A 20,326-nucleotide genomic window follows, 5' to 3' on the forward strand; every position below is an offset into this window, starting at 1 on the left:
TGCGCTTGTGTCTACTTCCGCTGGAAGCCGTTCCGCGACTGCTTCGCGTCCTGGCTGTCGTCGTACTTCTCGTACGCGTCGACGATACGGCCGACCAGCTTGTGCCGGACGACATCCTCGGACGTGAGCCGCGAGAAGGCGATGTCCGGAACGCCTTCGAGGATGTCCTGCACCTGCCGCAGACCGCTCTTGGCGCCACCCGGAAGGTCGACCTGGGTCACGTCGCCGGTGACGACGATCTTCGAGTCGAACCCGAGCCGGGTCAGGAACATCTTCATCTGCTCGGGGGTGGTGTTCTGCGCCTCGTCGAGCACGACGAACGCCTCGTTGAGTGTGCGACCCCTCATGTACGCCAGCGGCGCCACCTCGATCGTGCCCGCCGCCATCAGCCGCGGGATCGAGTCCGGGTCGATCATGTCGTGCAGGGCGTCGTAGAGCGGCCGCAGGTACGGGTCGATCTTGTCGAAGAGGGTGCCGGGGAGGAAGCCGAGGCGCTCGCCGGCCTCCACCGCCGGGCGGGTCAGGATGATCCGGCTGACCTGCTTGGACTGCAGGGCCTGGACCGCCTTGGCCATGGCGAGGTAGGTCTTGCCGGTACCGGCGGGGCCGATGCCGAAGACGATCGTGTGCTTGTCGATCGCGTCGACGTAGCGCTTCTGGTTCAGGGTCTTCGGGCGGATGGTCCGGCCGCGGCTGGAGAGGATGTTCTGGGTGAGCACCTCGGCGGGCGTCTCGTCCGGGCCCCCGCCGTTGCCGCTCGACTTGAGCATGGCGATCGAGCGTTCCACTGCGTCCTCCGTCATCGGCTGCCCGGTGCGGAGCACCAGCATCATCTCGTCGAACAGTCGCTGGATCAGCACGACTTCCGCCGTCGAGCCGATCGCGCTGACCTGATTGCCCCGAACATGGATGTCGGCCTTCGGGAAGGCCTTCTCGATCACGCGCAACAGGGCGTCGCCCGAACCGAGGACGGACACCATCGGATGGGTGGCCGGCACGGAGAAATGGGCTCTTGCCTGCCCCGGCGCGGGGGTCTTGGCTGTCGGTGTCTGAGTCATGGGCCGGCACTGTGGCCTGCGCATACCTCCCACTGAGGGGCCGCGCCGATCGACGGCCACCGGACTTCCAAGCCTACGTCGCCGCCGCGGCATACCCGAGGGGTTTTACGCGGTCCCCTACGGGGGCCGGGCACCGGCCCCGACAACGGCGCCGCACCGGACTGGACAGGCCGTCCCAAACCAGCCCCTCCGGCGTTTGAGGAGCAGGGGTCCGGTGACCGGTCCCCGGCAACGGCGCCGCACCCGACCGGACCGCCGCCGGGCCGGACCGTCCGCGCGGGGGCTCCCGGGGAGGAGTCGCGGCCCGGCCCCCCGTTCCCCCCGCCGGTGTGGCCTAGGCCGACTGCCGGAAGCCGATCGTCGGGACCGCCCGGCGCCGGCTGGCGGGCTCCGCGGCCCGCGGGACGATGTCGTCCAGGAAGCCGTACCGCCCCCGCAGGGCCTCCGGGGCGGTGCGCCACCAGTGGGCGACCTCCGTCCAGCCGGGGGCCGACAGGGAGCCGCCGAACTCCTGCACCGAGAGCGCGGCCGTCAGGCCCGCGAAGGCGAGCCGGTCCGCGAGGGGCCACTCGGCGAGGGTGCCGGTGAGGAACCCCGCCACGTACACGTCGCCCGCCCCGGTCGGATCCAGCGCGTCGACCGCGATCGCGGGCACCTCGGCCGTCTCCCCGGTCCGCCCGTCCACCGCGTACGAGCCCTCGGCGCCCATCGTCACCACCGCGATCGGCACCTTCTCGGCCAGCGCCCGGGCCGCCGCGCGCGGGCAGTCGGTGCGCGTGTAGGCCATCGCCTCCCCCGCGTTGGGCAGGAAGGCCTCGCAGTGCTCCAGGTCGGCCAGCGCCCCCAGGTCCCACCGCCCGCTGTCGTCCCAGCCGACGTCGGCGAAGACCCGGGCCCCGCGCCGGGCCGCCTCGGCGACCCAGGCCTCGCCGCCGCCCGGGCCGAGCGAGGCCACGGCCGCGCGGGCGCGGGGCGGGCACTGGGGGAACGGTCCGGGGCCCGCCGGGGGCGGGGCCTCGTGGCCGTGGGAGACCATCGTGCGCTCGCCCTCGTACGCCATCGAGACGGTGACGGGGCTGTGCCAGCCGGGCACGGTCCGCGACATCGACAGGTCGATGCCCTCGCCCTGTTCGAGCGCGTCCCAGCAGTACTCCCCGTAGTGGTCGTCGCCGAAGGCGGCGGCCAGGGAGGTGCGCAGGCCGAGCCGGGCGAGGGCGGTGGCCATGTTGGCGACGCCGCCGGGGCTCGAACCCATGCCCCGCGCCCAGGACTCCGTGCCGCGCACGGGGGCCGATTCGAGGCCGGTGAAGATGATGTCGAGGAAGACCGTGCCCGTCAGGAAGACGTCGCAGCCGGGTTCATGGGGGTCGCGCAGCGGACCGAGCGGGTCCACGGCGGAGTCGAGGCTGTCCCGGCTGCTGCGACTGGTCACGATGTACTCCCCGTTCGGTCGGTGCGCGTTCTGAGCTTGGCGGGTCGTTTCCTCAGCGGGTCGTTCTTCCCTGGGCTTCCCGATCGGACTTCCTGATGGGACTCCCTGATGGGACTCCCTGATGGGATTCAACCCACGACGGCCGCCGGGCCCTCCCTCCCGGGCCGACCCGGAATACAGTGTGACGCAGATCACCGCCCGAACGCCCTTCTCGGAGGATCGGGCATTTTGATAGATATGAGCCCCGCGGTCTTGCGGAATCTCATGCTCCACCTGCACATCCTGGAACACCCGTGCCCGACCGCACCCCCGCGCCGCCCGCCGCCTGGCCGCTCGTCGCGCTCTTCACCTCCGGTTACGTCGCCCCGTACCTGCTGCCGACCGTCGTCGGCCGGCTCGACGCGCACCTCCCGCTGAGCCCCGCGCAGGCCGGACTGATCGGCTCGGCCCTGCTTCTCGGCTCGGCCACCGCCGGATTCACCCTCGCCTCCCGCATCCCGCGCCTCGGGCCCCGCCCGCTGGCGCGGCTCGGACTGCTGCTCGCCGTCCTCGGGTACGGCACGGCCGCCGCCACCGCGCAGCTGCCCCTCGTCATCGCGGGCGCCGTCCTCGGCGGCTTCGGCTCGGGCACGGCCACGGCCGTCGCCGCCTCCGGGATCGCGGCGCAGCGCGACCCGCACCGGACCTCCTCGCTGGGGCTGCTGTCGGTGTCGGCCACGGCCGGGGCCCTGTACCTGACCCTGCCCCGGCTGGGCGGCGGGCACGGGCTGCCGTTCGCGGCGATCGCCCTGGTCGCGCTGGTGTGCTGGCCGGCGACGGGCCGCCTGCCCGGGGCCGACCGCACGGAGGCCGCGGAGGCGACGGACCTCGCCCCCCGCACCGACCTCGGCGACCTCAGGGACCCGGCCGTACGGGCCTCCGGGCGGCTGCCGTACCCGCGCGCCGGGGTGGTGCTCGCCGGGGCCCTGATGCTGTGGTCGCTGGCCCAGAACGCCCTGTGGGGCGTCAGCGGCCGCATCGGCGCGCAGCAGGCGGGCCTGTCCGAGGTCACCCTCGGCATCGTCTTCGCGGCCGCGCTCGGCGCCGGGCTGCTCGGGTTCACCGGCGCCTCCCTGCTCGGGTCCCGGCTCGGGCGGGCGGTCCCGGTGGGCGTGGGCACGGTGGTCATCGCCTGCTGCGTGGTGCTCGCCTCCCAGGCTCGGGACGTGGGTGCCTTCGCCGCCGGGGAGATCCTGTGGAACGCGGTCTACCCCGTCGTGCTCTCCTACGCCATCGGCCTCGCCGCCGCCCTCGACCCGCGCGGGCGGTGGGCCGTCCTGGTCGGTTCCGCGTCCTCGCTCGGCGTGGCCTGCGGGCCCGTCACCGGAAGCCTGCTCGCGGAGGCCGCGGGGTTCCCCGGCATGGGGCTGGTCCTCGGCATCCTGCTGCTGGCGGTGGCCGGGCCGATGGCCGGGGTCGCCCTGCACGTCGGCGGCCGCCCGCTGACCCCGGGCTCGGTGCGACGCCGCGGCGGGGCACCGGCGGCCGTGCTCGCCGCCGGAGCCGGGACGCCGGCCGGTTCGGTGCCGCGGGTCGGCGCGCAGGAGCTGGAGGTCGTGGAACTCGCGCAGCTCCGCCCCCGCCCCCTGCGCCTGCCGCCGCTCCGGGTCCTGCTGCTCTCCCCCGCGGCAACCCGCCGCGGCCGGGACCGCACCCGCAAGCGGACCCGCGCCGGCGTCTAGGCCGTCTCTTTTGGATCTTGCCGAGTCCGCGACGCCTGGCACCGCGCCTGGCCGCACTGCCGAGGCGCCCCCGTACGCCCAGTACGCGAGCGCCCCGACAGCACGCCCAGGCACGGCACCAGACGACGCGGACTCGGCCGACAAGATCCGAAAGAGACGCCCTAGCCCGTCGGGTACGGGACGGGGACGGCCCCCGCGGGCCGCTCCCCGGGCTATCCGGGCCGCTTCGGCACGGGAACCCGTACGAGGTCCGCGGCGATCGTGAGCTCGCCCTCGAACCCGGCCGCACGGGCCTGGCGTTCGAACTCCGACGGGTCGGTGTAGCGCTGCGAGAAGTGCGTCAGCACGAGGTGCCGCACGCCCCCGTCCCGGGCCGCCCGGGCGGCCTGTCCGGCGGTGAGGTGCCCGTGGTCGGTGGCCAGTCGGACGTCCTCGTCGAGGAAGGTCGACTCGATGACCAGCATGTCGCAGCCCGCCGCGAGCTCCTCCACGCCCTCGCAGAGCCGGGTGTCCATGACGAAGGCGAACCGCTGTCCGGCGCGGGCCTCGCTGACCTCGTCGAGCGTGACTCCGCCGAGGCTGCCCTCGCGCTGGATCCGGCCCACGTCCGGCCCCTTGATGCCGTGGAGCGCGAGCAGTTCGGGCCGCATCCGGCGCCCGTCGGGCTCGGTGAGCCGGTAGCCGAAGGACTCCACCGGGTGCGAGAGCCGTACGGCGTCCAGGGTGTACGCGTCCCCGCGCGCCAGGACCCCGTCCTCGGCCACCGGCTCCTCGGCGAGCCGCACCGTCTCGTGGTAGGCCGTGGCGTACCGCAGCCGGTCGAAGAACTTCTGCCCGGAGGCCGGGTAGTGGGCGGTGACGGGGTGCGGGACCCGGTCCAGGTTGATCCGCTGGATGACGCCGGCGAGACCGAGGCTGTGGTCACCGTGGAAGTGGGTGACGCAGATCCGGTTGATGTCGTGTGCGGCCACCCCGGCGCGGAGCATCTGGCGCTGGGTGCCCTCGCCGGGATCGAAGAGGATGCCCTCGCCGTCCCAGCGCAGCAGGTAGCCGTTGTGGTTGCGGTGGCGGGTGGGCACCTGGCTGGCGGTGCCCAGCACCACGAATTCTCTTGCGGACACGGTTTATCCCGGGGGCCATTCGAAGCCACGGCCGCCGAGGACGTGCGCGTGGGCGTGGAAGACGACCTGGCCGGCCCGGGCGCCGGTGTTGAAGACGAGCCGGTAGGCGTGGTCGGCGAGCCCCTCGTCCACCGCGACCCGGCCGGCCTCGGTCAGCACGTCGGCGGCGATCCCGGGCTCCGCGGCCGCGAGGGAGGCGGCGTCAGGGTAGTGCGCCTTCGGGATGACGAGGACGTGGGTGGGCGCCTGCGGGTTGATGTCGCGGAAGGCGACGGTCGTGTCCGTCTCGCGGACGACCGTGGCGGGGATGGTCCCCGCGACGATCTTGCAGAACAGGCAGTCGGCCTGCGGTTCCCCGGCCATGTGCTGAGCCCTTCGTGACGGGTGATCGATTCCGGCATCGTATCCACCACCGCCCGCCGGCCCCCTCAGGGCCGGCAGCCCGTCACGGCCGTCAGGACCAGCGCCCCGTCCGCGCCAGCAGCACCGCCGCCGCGGCCGTGCCCGCCGTCGAGGTGCGCAGCACCGAGCGGCCCAGCCGGTACGGGTGCGCCCCGGCCGCGGCGAAGGCCGCGAGTTCGTCCGGGGAGACCCCGCCCTCGGGTCCGACGACCAGGACGACGGAGCCGGCGGCGGGCAGTTCCGCGGTCGCCAGCGCGCCCGAGGGTGCGTCCCGGTCCTCGTGGAGGACCATCGCGAGGTCGGCCTCGGCGAGCAGCGCCGCGACCTGCTTGGTCGACAGCGCCTCCTCGACCTCGGGGAAGCGGACCCGGCGGGACTGCTTGCCGGACTCGCGCGCGGTGGCCCGCCACTTGGCGAGGGATTTGGCGCCCCGGTCGCCGCGCCACTGGGTGATGCAGCGCGAGGCCTGCCAGGGCACGATCGCGTCCACGCCGGTCTCCGTCATGGTCTCGACGGCGACCTCGCCCCGGTCCCCCTTGGGCAGGGCCTGGACGACGGTGATCCGGACGGCCGGCTCCGGCTCCTCGAAGATCCCGGACACGGAGACGACGAGGCGGTCCTTGCCCTCGGCGGCCGTCACCACGGCCTCGGCCCAGCCGCCCCGGCCGTCGGTCAGCACGAGCGCCTCGCCGGGAGCCAGCCGCTTCACGGAGACCGCGTGGCGGCCCTCAGAGCCGTCCAGGACGAACTCCGGCCCCGCGGGAACCTTTTCGACCACGAACACCGGGGCGGTCATGACGCACTCCTCATCTGCATTGCCTTCAACGCGTTCTGTGCCGCGCCGAGTTCCGCCGCGAGCACCTCCACCAGTTCCCCGGCCGGCAGGGCCCGCGCCAGCCGGTGCCCCTGGCCCGCCCACAGGGCCATGCCCTGCGGGTCCCCGGCCGCGGCGGCGGCCTTGCGCAGCGGCGCGGTCAGGTGGTGGACCGCCGGGTACGCGGCGGGGGCGTACGGGCCGTGCTCCCGCATGAACCGGTTGACCAGTCCGCGGGCCGGCCGCCCCGAGAAGGCCCGGGTGAGCTCCGTCCGGACGAACAGCGGGTCGGTCAGGGCCTTCTTGTGCAGGGGGTGGGCGCCCGACTCCGGGCAGGCCAGGAAGGCCGTGCCGAGCTGCGCGGCCTCCGCGCCCGCGGCGAGCAGCGCGGCGATCTGCGAGCCGCGCATCAGGCCGCCCGCCGCGATGATCGGGAGGGCCACGGCCTCGCGCACCTGCGCGACGAGCGCGAGCAGGCCGACCCCGGCGGTGCCGTCGCCCTGCGGGTCGTCGCGGTGGGTGCCCTGGTGGCCGCCCGCCTCCACGCCCTGGACGCACACGGCGTCGGCGCCGGCCGCCTGGGCGGCACGGGCCTCCTCGACGGAGGTGACGGTGGCGATCGTGTACGTACCGACCTTGCGCAAACAGGTGAAGGCCGCGGGCGAGGGCAGGCCGAAGGTGAACGAGACCACGGGTACCGGGTCTTCGATGAGAATGGCCAGTTTGGCGTCGTAGCCGTCGTCGCTGGTGCCGATGATGTCCTCGTCCGCGAGGGAGATCTCGTACCAGGACGCCTCGCTGGCGAGGTGCCCGCGGTAGACCTCCAGAGCCGCCGGGTCCACCTGGGAGGTCTGCGGCAGGAAGAGGTTGACGCCGAAGGGCCGGCGGGTGAGCGCGCGCAGCCGCTTGATCTCCTGGTACATGCCGTCGGCGGTCTTGTAACCGCCGGCGAGGAAGCCCAGCCCACCCGCTTCGCACACGGCGGCCGCGAGCGGCGGGCAGGACGCGCCGCCCGCCATGGGCGCCTGCACGATCGGGTACGCGAAGAGACCGTTCGGTGCGGAGGACATGAGCTGCATCGTGCCATGTCCCGCTCACGGGACCGAATCACGGCATTCGCCTGGCATAGTCCCCTTCACCGGGGTGCCCGAATACCGCCGCCGCCCCGCCGCCCCGCATGCCGCGAGCCCGGTCCGGGGCATCCCCGGACCGGGCTCGCAGGTGTTCTCGTACGCTGCCCGCGCGCGGCTCAGCGCCCGTTGAAGGCGTCCTTCAGGCGGCTGAACAGGCCCTGCTGACCCGGCGCGAACTGGCCCATCGGCCGCTCCTCGCCGCGCAGCTTGGCCAGCTGGCGCAGCAGGTCCTCCTGCGCCGGGTCCAGCTTGCCGGGGGTGGTGACCTCGACGTGCACGATCAGGTCGCCGCGCCCGCCACCGCGCAGGTGGGTGACGCCGCGCCCGTGCAGCGGGATCGCCTGCCCGGAGCCGGTGCCGGGCCGGATGTCGATCTCCTCCAGGCCGTCCAGCGTCTCCAGCGGGCACTTGGTGCCCAGGGCCGCCGCGGTCATCGGGATGGTGACCGTGCAGTGCAGGTCGTCCCCGCGCCGCTGGAAGGTCGGGTGCGGCAGCTCGTGGATCTCCACGTACAGGTCGCCGGCGGGGCCGCCGCCGGGGCCGACCTCGCCCTCGCCCGCGAGCTGGATCCGGGTGCCGTTCTCGACGCCGGCCGGGATCTTGACGGTCAGGCTGCGGCGGGAGCGGACCCGGCCGTCGCCCGCGCACTCGGGGCACGGGGTCGGGACCACGGTGCCGAAGCCCTGACACTGCGGGCAGGGGCGCGAGGTCATGACCTGGCCCAGGAAGGACCGGGTGACCTGCGAGACCTCACCGCGGCCGCGGCACATGTCGCAGGTCTGCGCCGAGGTGCCGGGAGCGGCGCCCTCACCGGAGCAGGTGGTGCAGACGACGGCCGTGTCGACCTGGATGTCCTTGGTCGTGCCGAAGGCGGCCTCGTCCAGTTCCAGGTCGAGGCGGATCATGGCGTCCTGGCCGCGGCGGGTCCGCGAGCGCGGTCCGCGCTGCGAGGACTGGCCGAAGAAGGCGTCCATGATGTCGGAGAAGTTGCCGAAGCCACCCGCTCCGAAGCCGCCGGCCCCGCCGCCGCCCGAGGAGGACAGGGGGTCGCCGCCGAGGTCGAAGACCTGCTTCTTCTGCGGGTCCGAGAGGACCTCGTAGGCCGCGTTGATCTCCTTGAAACGCTCTTGCGTCTTGGGATCGGGGTTCACATCCGGGTGCAGCTCGCGTGCGAGCCGCCGGAAGGCCTTCTTGATCTCGTCCTGCGATGCGTCGCGGCGCACGCCGAGAACGGCGTAGTAGTCCGTGGCCACTTACGACTCCGCCAGGATCTGTCCGACGTAACGTGCCACTGCGCGTACCGCTCCCATCGTTCCGGGGTAGTCCATGCGGGTCGGTCCGACCACGCCGAGTTTGGCGACTGCTTCGCCGCCCGAACCGTAGCCGACCGAGACGACGGACGTGGAGTTCAGTCCCTCGTAGGCGTTCTCATGCCCGATCTTTACGGCCATTCCCGACTCACTGGCCTCGCCCAGCAGCTTGAGGAGCACGACCTGCTCCTCCAGCGCTTCGAGCACCGGCCTGATCGTCAGGGGAAAATCGTGTCCGAAGCGGGTGAGGTTGGCGGTGCCGCCGATCATCAGCCGCTCCTCCGCCTCCTCCACCAGCGTTTCGAGGAGGGTGTCGAGGACGGCCTTCACCGTCACCCGGTCCTCGGTCTCGAAGGACTCCGGAAGGTCCTTCACCAGCGGCGGCACATCCGTGAACCGGCGGCCGACGACACGGCTGTTGAGGCGGGCCCGCAGGTCCGCGAGCGAGGTGTCCGCGAAGGGGGTCTGGCAGTCGACGAGCCGCTGCTCGACCCGGCCGGTGTCCGTGATGAGGACGAGCATCAGGCGGGCCGGGGCCAGCGAGAGCAGTTCCACGTGCCGGACGGTGGACCGGGTGAGCGAGGGGTACTGGACGACGGCGACCTGCCGGGTCAGCTGCGCGAGCAGCCGCACCGTACGGCCGACGACGTCGTCGAGGTCGACGGCCCCGTCGAGGAAGTTCTGGATGGCCCGGCGCTCGGGCGTCGACAGGGGCTTGACCCCCGCCAGCTTGTCGACGAAGAGCCGGTAGCCCTTGTCGGTGGGGATCCGGCCCGCGCTGGTGTGGGGCTGCGCGATGTAGCCCTCGTCCTCCAGCACGGCCATGTCGTTGCGCACGGTGGCGGGCGAGACGCCGAGCCGGTGGCGCTCGGTGAGCGCCTTGGAGCCGACCGGCTCCTCCGTCCCGACGTAGTCCTGGACGATGGCGCGCAGCACTTCGAGTCTGCGTTCGCTGAGCATCGCGCGCACACCTCCATCGTTTCCGTCGTTCGCGGCTTCGGCAGGCCTTGCCTGCTGGCACTCTGAGCGTTCGAGTGCCAGAGATCCCCCGGTCAGTGTACGGCGGGGTGGTACACCCCTAGCAAGGGCGGCCCGCCAAGGTAGCGTCGCGGCATGGACGTGCGTTGGGAAGAGGCGGGCTGGGAACGGCTCGCCGAACGGGCCGGCCGCAAGCGCCTGCCGGTGTGGGATTGCACCGTGGGACTGGTGGTGGGCGAGGATTCGGCCCTTCTGATCGACCCCGGATCCTCCCTGCGGGAAGGCGCGCTGGTGCGTGCCGAGGCGGAGCGGCTGGCGGGGCGGCGCGTGACCCATCTCGCATTCACACACGGACATTTCGACCACGTGCTGGGCGGGGCGGCGTTCGCGGGGGCGGAGGTCTACGGCCCGGTCGGGCTGGACGCCCTGCTCTCCGTGAGCCGGGACGAGCTGCGGGCCGACGCGGTCCGGCACGGCCTCGCGGAGACCGAGGCGGCCGAGGCGGCGGACCTGCTGGTGCTCCCCCGGCACCTGGTGTCGGGCGAGTGGACGCTGGACCTGGGCGGGGTGCAAGTCCTGCTGGCGAACGTGGGCCCGGGCCACACCCGGCACGATCTGGCGGCCTTCGTGCCCGGCGCGCGCGAGGTGGTCTTCTGCGGCGACCTCGTCGAGGAGTCGGGCGAGCCGCAGGCGGGCCCGGACGCGGTGCCCCGGCAGTGGCCCGCGGCACTGGACCGGCTGCTCGCCCTGGGCGGGGACGACGCTCTGTACGTGCCGGGTCACGGAGCGGTGGTCGACGCAGCCTTCGTACGTGCCCAACGCGACACACTGGCGGCCCGTTTCGGCGTGTCGGACACGTGAGGGGGCCCGCTCTCCTACCCTCGGCCGGATGCGCGAGTACTCCCCCGACCTGACCCCGCAGTGGAAGCGCTCCAAGCCCGTCCCCGAGGTGCCGGCCGATCCGGACCTGGTGGTCGAGGTGGCCGGTACGGACTTCTGCGGCGCGGTGGTGGCCTGCGAGGCGGGCACGGTGACCCTGGAGGACCGCTTCGGCAAGCGCCGCGTGTTCCCCCTGGAACCCCGCGGCTTCCTCCTGGACGGCGCCGTGGTGACCCTGACCCGTCCGCCCCGGGGACCGGCCGCCCCGGCCCGTACGGCCTCGGGCTCCCTCGCCGTGCCCGGAGCCCGGGCACGGGTGGCCCGGGCGGGCCGGATCTACGTGGAGGGCCGCCACGACGCCGAACTCGTCGAACGGGTCTGGGGTGACGACCTGCGGATCGAGGGCGTCGTGGTCGAGTACCTGGAGGGCATCGACGACCTCCCCTCCGTCGTCGCCGACTTCGCCCCCGCGGCCGACGCCCGGCTGGGCATCCTGGTGGACCACCTGGTCCCGGGCTCCAAGGAGTCCCGCATCGCCGCCGCGGTGACCTCCCCGCACGTCCTGATCGTGGGCCACCCGTACGTGGACGTCTGGCAGGCGGTGAAGCCCTCCGCCCTGGGCATCCGCTCCTGGCCGGTCATCCCGCCCGGCCAGGACTGGAAGACGGGCATCTGCCGCGCCCTGGGCTGGCCGGAGAACACCGGAGCCGCCTGGCAGCACATCCTGTCGCGCGTGACCTCGTACAAGGACCTGGAGCCGACGCTGCTGGGCGCGGTGGAGCACCTCATCGACCACGTGACGGCGTAGCCCACCGCCGTCGGCCGCATCCGGCCCCTCCGGCGTTTGAGGAGCGGGGGTCCGGGGGCCGGCCCCCGGCAACGGCGCCGCACGCGCCAGGGGTCCGGGCGCAGCCCGGGGAACGGTGGAAGGGCGGGTAGGGGACGGCCCCGCAGGGCTCCCCCACCCCGGACTGGCTAGTCGACCAGGTCGCGAACCACCGCGTCGGCCAGCAGCCGCCCCCGCAGCGTCAGAACGGCCCGCCCGGCCGCGTACGGCCCCGCCTCGAGGAGACCGTCGGCCACGGCACGCCGCGAGGCGGCAAGCCCCGCAGGCGCCAGCAGGGACAGCGGCACCCCGTCGACGAGCCGGAGCTCCAGCAGGATCCGCTCGACCCGCCGGTCCTCCTCCGAGAGGAGCTCCCGCCCGGCCCCGGGCGACCGCCCCTCGGCCAGGGCCGCCGCATAGGCGCCCGGATGCTTCACGTTCCACCACCGCACTCCGCCCACGTGCGAGTGCGCCCCGGGCCCGGCCCCCCACCAGTCGGCCCCGCGCCAGTACAGCTCGTTGTGCAGGCACCGCCCGGCCTCGGAGGTGGCCCAGTTCGAGACCTCGTACCAGGAGTACCCCGCCTCGGCCATCACCGAGTCGAGGATCAGGTACCGGTCCGCGTGGACGTCGTCGTCCGTCATCGGGACCTCGCCGCGCCGGATCCGCCGCGCGAGCTGGGTGCCCTCCTCCACGATCAGCGCATAGGCGCTGATGTGATCGGGCCCGGCCCCCAGGGCGGCCGAGAGCGACGCCCGCCAGTCCTCGTCCGATTCCCCGGGCGTCCCGTAGATCAGGTCCAGGTTCACGTGCTCGAAGCCCGCCGCCCGCGCCTCCGCGACGCAGGCCTCGGGCCGGCCGGGGGTGTGCGTACGGTCCAGCACCTTCAGGACGTGCTGCTTCGCGCTCTGCATGCCGAAGGAGATCCGGTTGAAGCCGCCCGCGCGCAGCTCGGCCAGATACTCCGGGTTCACCGACTCCGGATTGGCCTCGGTGGTGACCTCGGCGTCCTCGGCCAGCCCGAATTCCTCGCGGATCGCCGCGAGCATCCGTACGAGGTCGCCGGCGGGCAGCAGCGTGGGCGTACCGCCGCCCACGAACACGGTCCGGACGGCCCTCGGGTCGTCCCCGAGCACCTTCCGGGCCAGCCTGACCTCGTCGATCAGGGTATCGGCGTAGTTCTCCCGGGAGGCGAGCACGCCGCCGGTGCCCCGCAGCTCGGTGGCCGTGTAGGTGTTGAAGTCGCAGTACCCGCAGCGCGTGGCGCAGTACGGAACGTGCAGGTAGAACCCGAGCGGCCGCTCGCCCGCTCCCGCCAGGGCGTGGGGCGGCAGGGAGCCGTCTTCGGGCATGGGTTCACCGTCGGGCAGTGCGGAAGGCATGGCCCCATTGTCCCGCACTGCCCCAAGGTCGTTTACGGTCCCGCGCGGCGACCGTGCGACACCGCTCGCTACGCCTCCCGGGACCCCTCGTACATCTCCTCGATGAGGTGCTTGAACTCGCGCTCGACGACCGGCCGCTTCAGCTTGAGGCTCGGGGTGAGGTCCCCGTGCTCCACGTCCAGGTCGCGCGGCAGGAGGCGGAACTTCTTGACCGTCTGCCAGCGCTGGAGGCCCTCGTTGAGGGTCTGGACGTAGGTCTCGATGAGCCGGTTCGTCTCCGGCGCGGCCAGGACCTGGGAGTACGTCTTGCCCTCCAGGCCGCTCTCGGCGGCCCAGACCAGGATCGAGGGCTCGTCGAGGGCGATGAGGGCGGAGCAGAAGTTCCGGTCGGCGCCGTGGACGACGATGCTGGAGACGTAGGGGCAGAGCGCCTTGAACTGTCCCTCGATCTCCGCCGGGGCGACGTATTTGCCGCCCGAGGTCTTGATCAGGTCCTTCTTGCGGTCGGTGATGCGCAGGTAGCCGTCCGCGGAGAGCTCGCCGATGTCGCCCGTGTGCAGCCAGCCGTCGGCCTCCAGCACCTCCGCGGTCTTCTCGGGCTGCCCGTGATAGCCCTGCATGATGCCGGGGCCGCGCAGCAGCACCTCGCCGTCGTCGGCGATGCGGACCTCGGTGCCGGGGAGCGGCTTGCCGACGGTGCCGGTGCGGTAGGCCTCGCCCGGGTTGACGAAGGAGGCGGCGCTGGACTCGGTCAGTCCGTAGCCCTCCAGGATGTGGATGCCCGCGCCGGAGAAGAAGTAGCCGATCTCGGGGGCGAGGGCGGAGGCGCCGGAGACGGCGGCGCGCAGGTTGCCGCCGAAGGCCTCGCGGAGCTTGGAGAAGACGAGCTTGTCGGCGACCTTGTGCTTGGCGGCGAGGCCCAGGGGGGCGCTCGCGCGGCCGGTGCGGCGGAAGTTGTCCTGGGTGACCTTGGCGTACTCGCGGGCCACGCCGACGGACCACTGGAAGATCTTGTACTTGGCCCCGCCGCCGGCCCGTGCCTTGGCCGCGACCCCGTTGTACACCTTCTCGAAGATGCGCGGGACGGCCGCCATGTAGGTCGGCTGGACGATCGGCAGGTTCTCGATGATCTTGTCGATGCGGCCGTCGACGGCGGTCACGTGACCCACCTCGATCTGGCCGGAGGTCAGCACCTTGCCGAAGACGTGCGCGAGCGGCAGCCAGAGGTACTGGACGTCGTCCTTGGTGATCAGGCCGGTGGCCACGGTGGCCTTGGCCATGTACGACCAGTTGTCGTGCGGCAGCCGCACGCCCTTGGGCCGGCCGGTGGTGCCCGAGGTGTAGATGAGGGTGGCGAGCTGGTCGGCGGTGATGGCCGCGATCCGCTCCTTGACCACCTCGGGGTGCTTGGTCAGGTACTCGCGGCCGCGCGCCTCCAGGTCGGCCAGCGAGAGCACCCAGCCCTCGGGGTCCCCGTCGGCCGCGACGGCGCCGGCGGTCTCCACGACCACGACGTGGGCCAGCTCGGGCAGGTCGGCGCGGCGCTCACGGGCCTTGGCCAGCTGCGCGGCGTCCTCGGCGATCAGGATCCGGCTCTCGGAGTCGGAGAGGATGAACGCCGACTCCTCCGCGTTCGTGCTCGGGTAGATGGTCGTCACGGCGCCGCCGGCGCACATCACGCCGAGGTCCGCGAGGATCCACTCGACCCGGGTGTTGGAAGCCAGCGCGACGCGCTGCTCCGGCTGGATCCCGAGCTCGACGAGTCCGGCCGCGATGGCGAAAACCCGCTCGGCGGCCTGTCCCCAGCTGAGGGACTTCCAGTCGTCCGGGCCGCCCTTGCCGTCCGCGGCGGGGACCGGGTAGCGGTAGGCCTCGGCGTTCGGCGTGGCGGCGACACGCTCCAGGAAGAGGGTCGCCACGGTGGGCGGGCGGTTCTCGATCAAGGTCTGTGTGTCGCTCACGGACATCCTCCGGACCACTCGGCAGGGCCTGTTCGTCACAGGGGCGGACTGACTGGGTGGTGGGTCAGGGTGGGTGGCTGAGTCAGGGCTTGGCCGCATCCGACCAAAAAAACTGGCGAGTAACCAACGAGCTTTGATCAGACTAGGGGCCCTCCGCCTGGCGCGTAAGAGGCCCTGGGGCGCCGATTCATAACGAAACAGGCCCCCGCGCCGGAGCACGGGGGCCTGCTTCTCATCCGGTGACGTTCACCGCGGCTACTTCTTCTTGCCGCCGGACTCGTCGCTGGAGAGGACGGCGATGAAGGCCTCCTGCGGGACCTCCACGGAGCCGACCATCTTCATGCGCTTCTTGCCTTCCTTCTGCTTCTCCAGCAGCTTCCGCTTACGGGAGATGTCACCGCCGTAGCACTTGGCGAGGACGTCCTTGCGGATGGCGCGGATGGTCTCGCGGGCGATGACGCGCGAGCCGACGGCCGCCTGGATCGGGATCTCGAAGGCCTGCCGCGGGATGAGCTCGCGCAGCTTGGCGACCAGGCGCACGCCGTAGGCGTAGGCCGCGTCCTTGTGGCAGACGGCGGAGAAGGCGTCGACCTTGTCGCCGTGCAGCAGGATGTCGACCTTGACCAGGCTGCCCGACTGCTCGCCGGTGGGCTCGTAGTCGAGGGAGGCGTAGCCGCGCGTCTTGGACTTCAGCTGGTCGAAGAAGTCGAAGACGATCTCCGCGAGCGGGAGCGTGTAGCGGATCTCGACCCGGTCCTCGGAGAGGTAGTCCATCCCGAGGAGGGTGCCGCGGCGCTGCTGGCAGAGCTCCATGATCGCGCCGATGAACTCGGAGGGCGCGAGCAGGGTGGCCCGTACGACCGGCTCGAACACGTCCCTGATCTTGCCCTCGGGGAACTCGCTCGGGTTGGTGACGGTGACCTCCTTGCCGTCCTCCATGACGACGCGGTAGACCACGTTGGGCGCGGTGGCGATCAGGTCGAGCCCGAACTCGCGCTCCAGGCGCTCGCGCACCACGTCCAGGTGCAGCAGGCCGAGGAAGCCGACGCGGAAGCCGAAGCCCAGCGCCGCCGAGGTCTCCGGCTCGTAGACCAGCGCGGCGTCGTTGAGCTGGAGCTTGTCCAGGGCCTCGCGCAGGTCCGGGTAGTCCGAGCCGTCGAGCGGGTACAGGCCCGAGAAGACCATCGGGCGCGGGTCCTTGTAGCCGCCGAGGGCCTCGGTCGCGCCGTTGTTCAGGCTGGTGATGGTGTCACCGACCTTGGACTGACGGACGTCCTTCACGCCGGTGATGATGTAGCCCACCTCACCGACGCCGATGCCGTCGGCCGGGGTCATCTCCGGGGAGGAGACACCGATCTCCAGCAGCTCGTGCGTGGCTCCGGTCGACATCATCCGGATGCGCTCGCGCTTGTTGAGCTGGCCGTCGACCACACGCACGTACGTCACGACACCGCGGTACGAGTCGTACACGGAGTCGAAGATCATCGCGCGGGCCGGGGCGTCCTTGGGGCCGACCGGGGCCGGGACCGTGGCGACGATCTTGTCGAGCAGCACGTCCACGCCGAGACCGGTCTTCGCCGAGACGCGCAGGACGTCCTCGGGCTGGCAACCGACCAGGTTCGCGAGCTCCTCGGCGAACTTCTCCGGCTGGGCGGCCGGCAGGTCGATCTTGTTCAGGACCGGGACGATCGCCAGGTCCTTCTCCATCGCCAGGTACAGGTTGGCGAGGGTCTGCGCCTCGATGCCCTGGGCCGCGTCCACCAGGAGGACCGTGCCCTCGCACGCCGCCAGGGAGCGGGAGACCTCGTAGGTGAAGTCGACGTGCCCGGGGGTGTCGATCATGTTGAGGATGTGGGTCTTGCCCAGGTCCTCGCCCGTGTTCGGCGCCCACGGCAGCCGGACGGCCTGGGACTTGATCGTGATGCCGCGCTCACGCTCGATGTCCATGCGGTCGAGGTACTGGGCGCGCATCTGCCGCGAGTCCACCACACCGGTGAGCTGGAGCATCCGGTCGGCAAGGGTCGACTTGCCGTGGTCGATGTGCGCGATGATGCAGAAATTGCGGATCAGCGCCGGGTCGGTACGGCTCGGCTCGGGCACGTGGCTGGGGATCGCGGGCACGCAGTGTCCTGATTCTCGGGTCGCAGTCGGAACGAAGTGTGGGCGTCGGTCTGCGCGAAACGGATCTATACGCAGACTCCCATGGTCCCATGAACCGGAGAGTGCGCTCGGTTTGGGCCGGTCGAACGGCAGCTGGTAGCCTGAGCAGCTGTGTCTCGTGTGCCCTCTAGCTCTACGGGACGCAATCCGAAGATCAAATCTCTGAACCTGCAAAGGCTCTTTCGTGGCGAACATCAAGTCCCAGGTCAAGCGCAACAAGACGAACGAGAAGGCTCGCCTTCGCAACAAGGCCGTCAAGTCCTCGCTCAAGACCGCCATCCGCAAGGCCCGTGAGGCCGTCGTCGCCGGTGACGTCGAGAAGGCCACCGTGGCTTCCCGCGCCGCTTCCCGCGCGCTCGACAAGGCCGTCTCGAAGGGTGTCATCCACAAGAACGCCGCCGCCAACAAGAAGTCGGCGCTGGCGACCAAGGTTGCCTCCCTTCAGGGCTGAGCCCCTGATGTGATCGCCGGGCAAGGATCCAGCGGGCCCTCTCTCCCGCTCCCGACCGGCACTCCGCGCCGCACACGAAGCGTTCGCCACGCGGGTGCGGCGCAACCAGAGAAGTAACCGAAGGCCCCGATCGCCTCCCTTCCCCAGGGCAGCGACCGGGGCCTTCGGCATGCCCGGGGGCACACGGAGCCGCGGGGCTCCTGCACCGCGGGCCCGCACGGAGCCCCCACCGGGGCCCTACGGGGTCACCCCGGCCCGCGCCCGCGCGGAGCTCGGGGGGCTTGGCCCGTACGGACCTCAGGCCCGCGCGGGCGGCCTGGCCCGTACGAGCACCAGGCCGTACGGGGCTCGGGGCGCCGGGGTGCGCCGTGTCGCCGCGGGCGGGCCCCCTCAGACCGACTCCGCAGGCCTCGCGGGCGCGGCGGGGCGGGCCGAGACCGCGGCGAGGACGGTGGCCGTGAGGATCTCCGGCGCCTCGGCCGGGGTCATCCGTCCGGCCTGCACCTCGGCGGCGGCCGCGTGGACCAGGCTGTAGACGACCGTGACCAGCCAGTCCGCGGACAGGTCGGCGCGCAGCTCACCGCTCTCCCGGCCACGGCCGATCAGGCGGCGGACGGGAGCGAGGATCCGGTCGTGGCGCTCGCGCAACCGCTCGGGCGGCAGCGCCGCGGAGACGGCCGCGAACACCGCGGAGTGCCGGTCGAGGACCCGCCACGAGCTGCGAATGAGCACCCCCAGGGCCTCCTCCGCGCCCCCCTCCCCGGCGGCGCCTCCCCCGGCCGCCTCCTCCTCGCCGCCGAGCCCCTCCAGCGTGGCCGCGGCCTCACCGACGGCCCGGTCGAGGGCGGCGTCGAGGAGCGCTTCCCGGGTCGGGAAGTGCGAGTAGAGCGTGACGCGGCTGACGCCGGCGGCGCGAGCGATCGCGGCCATGCTCGCCTGCGGATCGGCCAGGAAACAGTCGAGGCCCGCGTCGACGATCGCGGCGGTGTTGCGCTCGGCGTCTGCGCGGCGGGGGCGGGGTGCGTCGGAGACCATGCCGACAAACTTAACACCGCTGTTCACATTCTCCGGGCACGCCTGCATACTCAATCCCTAACACCCTTGTTAACTTTAGGAGCGGCTTCGCCATGCCCCCGCACACGCAGGACCGGAACCAGGACGAGCACGCACACCCCCACCCGAGCCCCCACCAGGGTCCCCACCCGAGCGATGGCCCACCGCCCCACCCGCGCCGTCGCCTCCTCCTCGTCCTCCTCTGCCTGGCCCAGTTCATGCTCATCGCCGACGTCACCGTCGTGAACGTCGCCCTCCCCGCCATCGGCGCCGACCTCTCCCTCTCCGGCACCGGGCTGACCTGGATCGTCACGGCGTACACCCTGTTCTTCGGCGCCCTCCTGCTGGCCGGCGGCCGGATCGCGGACCGGTTCGGTGCGGTGCGGACGTTCCTGACCGGGCTGGCCCTCTTCACCGCCGCCTCCGCGGCCTCCGGGCTCGCGGGGGACGCCGCCACACTGATCACGGCCCGCTCCGCGCAGGGCGTCGGCGCGGCCCTGCTCTCGCCGGCCGCCCTGTCGCTGGTCACGACCCTGTTCCAGGGCCCGGCCCGGCACCGCGCCCTCGGCGCATGGGCGGCGATCGGCGGCACCGGCGCGGCCCTCGGGGTCCTGCTCGGCGGGATCCTCACCGACGGGCCCGGCTGGCGTTGGATCTTCTACCTCAACCTGCCCGTCGGCGCCCTCGCCCTCATCGGAGTACCGCTCCTGCTCGGCCGCCCGCTCCCCGCCACGGCGGACCCGGCCCGCCGAACCGCTCCGCTGAACGTGCCGGCGATCCTCCTGCCGACCCTGGCCGCGGGCGCACTCGTCTACGGCCTCACCGAACGCTCCTGGCTCCCCGCCATCGCCGCCCTGGCCGTACTGGCCCTCCTGATCGCGACACAACGCCGCTCCGCCAACCCCCTGATGCCCCCGGCCATGCCGGGCCGACGCGCCCTCCTGGGCGGCAGCGCGGTGATGCTGGGGGCGGCGGGCCTGCTCGTGACCGGGTTCTACCTGAGCTCCCTGCACATCCAGCAGTCCCTCGGGCGCAGCCCCCTGATCACCGGGCTGGCCTTCCTCCCCGCGGCGGTGGCCGCCACCGCCGGCGCACACCTGGGCTCCCGGCTGCTCCCCCGCTTCGGCTGGCGCCCGGTGGGCGCGGCGGCGTTCACCGTGGCCGCCGCGGGCGCGGCCCTCACCTCCCTGGGCGGCCTCTGGTCGGGCCTGGTCCCCGGCTTCGCCCTGCTGGCCCTCGGACTCGGCGCGGCATTCGTGTGCGCCACGACCTCGGCCCTGTCCGAAGTGCCCCCGGCCCACACCGGCCTGGCCTCCGGCCTGGTCGGCACCTCGCACGAACTGGGGGCGGCCATCGCCATCGCCGCCCTGGCCACAGCCGACTTCACCACCCTCGCCTACCCGGCCCTCGCCCTGGCCCTGGCCACCCCCTTGCTCCTCCCCAAGGGCCACCCCGACCCCAACGCCACCCAAGCCATGGCCCACTGACCCACCCCAGGAGCGGAGTTCCGGAACCAGCACCGCACACGGCACCGACTCCGAGCCGAAGAGAGGGGCAACGCCCCAAACAACGCCGCGCCCGCCAGCGGATCCAAGTCTCGGCAGCCCACCATCAGGCCCCGGGCCGAGAAAACAGCCCCACCGGC

At 72.6% G+C, this 20,326-nt stretch carries 17 protein-coding genes; 5 read left to right on the forward strand and 12 right to left on the reverse strand.

The features are described from left to right. Positions 1-11: 11 nt before the first annotated feature. Together ACFYYB_RS10110 and ACFYYB_RS10115 are read right to left on the reverse strand one after the other, a co-directional pair. On the reverse strand, positions 12-1,058 hold the full coding sequence (locus ACFYYB_RS10110) for a PhoH family protein (protein WP_327306808.1): 1,047 nt from the start codon (positions 1,056-1,058) through the stop codon (positions 12-14). Between the two features lie 334 nt (positions 1,059-1,392). Beyond that, positions 1,393-2,493: a carbohydrate kinase family protein gene (locus ACFYYB_RS10115; protein WP_389434984.1), complete on the reverse strand. Its 1,101-nt coding sequence runs from the start codon at positions 2,491-2,493 to the stop codon at positions 1,393-1,395. A 290-nt stretch (positions 2,494-2,783) separates the two neighbouring features. Between ACFYYB_RS10115 and ACFYYB_RS10120 the strand changes: the two genes are divergently transcribed. Then, positions 2,784-4,211 carry an MFS transporter gene (locus tag ACFYYB_RS10120; RefSeq protein WP_389434435.1) on the forward strand — a complete coding sequence of 476 codons (1,428 nt, stop codon included), beginning with the start codon at positions 2,784-2,786 and terminating at the stop codon, positions 4,209-4,211. Positions 4,212-4,423: 212 nt separating this feature from the next. Here the strand turns inward: ACFYYB_RS10120 and ACFYYB_RS10125 are convergent, their stop codons facing one another. The 6 genes from ACFYYB_RS10125 to hrcA all read right to left on the reverse strand — a co-directional run bounded on the left by ACFYYB_RS10125 (position 4,424) and on the right by hrcA (position 9,951). Further along, the gene (locus ACFYYB_RS10125; RefSeq protein ID WP_389434436.1) at positions 4,424-5,332 is read right to left on the reverse strand and encodes a ribonuclease Z; all 909 of its coding nucleotides are present in this window, start codon (positions 5,330-5,332) and stop codon (positions 4,424-4,426) included. Between the two features lie 3 nt (positions 5,333-5,335). Then, positions 5,336-5,695 carry a histidine triad nucleotide-binding protein gene (locus ACFYYB_RS10130; protein ID WP_382971127.1) on the reverse strand — a complete coding sequence of 120 codons (360 nt, stop codon included), beginning with the start codon at positions 5,693-5,695 and terminating at the stop codon, positions 5,336-5,338. Between the two features lie 91 nt (positions 5,696-5,786). Beyond that, positions 5,787-6,530, reverse strand: a complete 744-nt coding sequence (locus ACFYYB_RS10135) for a 16S rRNA (uracil(1498)-N(3))-methyltransferase (RefSeq protein ID WP_389434437.1) — start codon at positions 6,528-6,530, stop codon at positions 5,787-5,789. Beyond that, complete coding sequence (locus tag ACFYYB_RS10140) at positions 6,527-7,618, reverse strand: nitronate monooxygenase (protein WP_389434439.1); 1,092 nt, start codon at positions 7,616-7,618, stop codon at positions 6,527-6,529. Before ACFYYB_RS10140 ends, ACFYYB_RS10135 begins: the two co-directional genes overlap by 4 nt. A gap of 179 nt (positions 7,619-7,797) precedes the next feature. Further along, a complete protein-coding gene (dnaJ, locus tag ACFYYB_RS10145) occupies positions 7,798-8,934 on the reverse strand; it encodes a molecular chaperone DnaJ (RefSeq protein WP_250739430.1) in 1,137 nt (378 codons plus the stop codon). After that, positions 8,935-9,951: a heat-inducible transcriptional repressor HrcA gene (gene hrcA / locus ACFYYB_RS10150; RefSeq protein WP_389434441.1), complete on the reverse strand. Its 1,017-nt coding sequence runs from the start codon at positions 9,949-9,951 to the stop codon at positions 8,935-8,937. It abuts the gene before it with no gap. A 153-nt stretch (positions 9,952-10,104) separates the two neighbouring features. Between hrcA and ACFYYB_RS10155 the strand changes: the two genes are divergently transcribed. After that, positions 10,105-10,830 carry an MBL fold metallo-hydrolase gene (locus ACFYYB_RS10155; protein ID WP_389434442.1) on the forward strand — a complete coding sequence of 242 codons (726 nt, stop codon included), beginning with the start codon at positions 10,105-10,107 and terminating at the stop codon, positions 10,828-10,830. Between the two features lie 28 nt (positions 10,831-10,858). Then, complete coding sequence (locus ACFYYB_RS10160; protein ID WP_389434443.1) at positions 10,859-11,656, forward strand: DUF3097 domain-containing protein; 798 nt, start codon at positions 10,859-10,861, stop codon at positions 11,654-11,656. 167 nt (positions 11,657-11,823) lie between these two features. Here ACFYYB_RS10160 and hemW read toward each other — a convergent pair whose 3' ends face one another. The 3 genes from hemW to lepA all read right to left on the reverse strand — a co-directional run bounded on the left by hemW (position 11,824) and on the right by lepA (position 17,138). Then, the gene (hemW, locus tag ACFYYB_RS10165) at positions 11,824-13,056 is read right to left on the reverse strand and encodes a radical SAM family heme chaperone HemW (protein ID WP_389434444.1); all 1,233 of its coding nucleotides are present in this window, start codon (positions 13,054-13,056) and stop codon (positions 11,824-11,826) included. A 68-nt stretch (positions 13,057-13,124) separates the two neighbouring features. Next, positions 13,125-15,017, reverse strand: coding sequence for an AMP-dependent synthetase/ligase (locus ACFYYB_RS10170; RefSeq protein WP_389434446.1), 1,893 nt, complete (start codon positions 15,015-15,017; stop codon positions 13,125-13,127). Positions 15,018-15,272: 255 nt separating this feature from the next. Then, positions 15,273-17,138 carry a translation elongation factor 4 gene (lepA, locus tag ACFYYB_RS10175; RefSeq protein WP_389434448.1) on the reverse strand — a complete coding sequence of 622 codons (1,866 nt, stop codon included), beginning with the start codon at positions 17,136-17,138 and terminating at the stop codon, positions 15,273-15,275. 223 nt (positions 17,139-17,361) lie between these two features. On the opposite strand from lepA, the gene rpsT reads away from it, so the two are divergent. Continuing rightward, positions 17,362-17,628: a 30S ribosomal protein S20 gene (gene rpsT / locus ACFYYB_RS10180; protein WP_250739437.1), complete on the forward strand. Its 267-nt coding sequence runs from the start codon at positions 17,362-17,364 to the stop codon at positions 17,626-17,628. Between the two features lie 390 nt (positions 17,629-18,018). On the opposite strand, the gene ACFYYB_RS10185 is transcribed toward rpsT, so the two are convergent. Beyond that, complete coding sequence (locus ACFYYB_RS10185) at positions 18,019-18,663, reverse strand: TetR/AcrR family transcriptional regulator (protein ID WP_389434450.1); 645 nt, start codon at positions 18,661-18,663, stop codon at positions 18,019-18,021. 92 nt (positions 18,664-18,755) lie between these two features. Between ACFYYB_RS10185 and ACFYYB_RS10190 the strand changes: the two genes are divergently transcribed. Then, positions 18,756-20,168, forward strand: a complete 1,413-nt coding sequence (locus tag ACFYYB_RS10190; RefSeq protein WP_389434451.1) for an MFS transporter — start codon at positions 18,756-18,758, stop codon at positions 20,166-20,168. The last annotated feature ends 158 nt before the right edge of the window (positions 20,169-20,326 follow it).

The sequence above is a fragment of the Streptomyces sp. NPDC002886 genome, from assembly GCF_042888445.1.
Classification (GTDB): Bacteria; Actinomycetota; Actinomycetes; order Streptomycetales; family Streptomycetaceae; genus Streptomyces.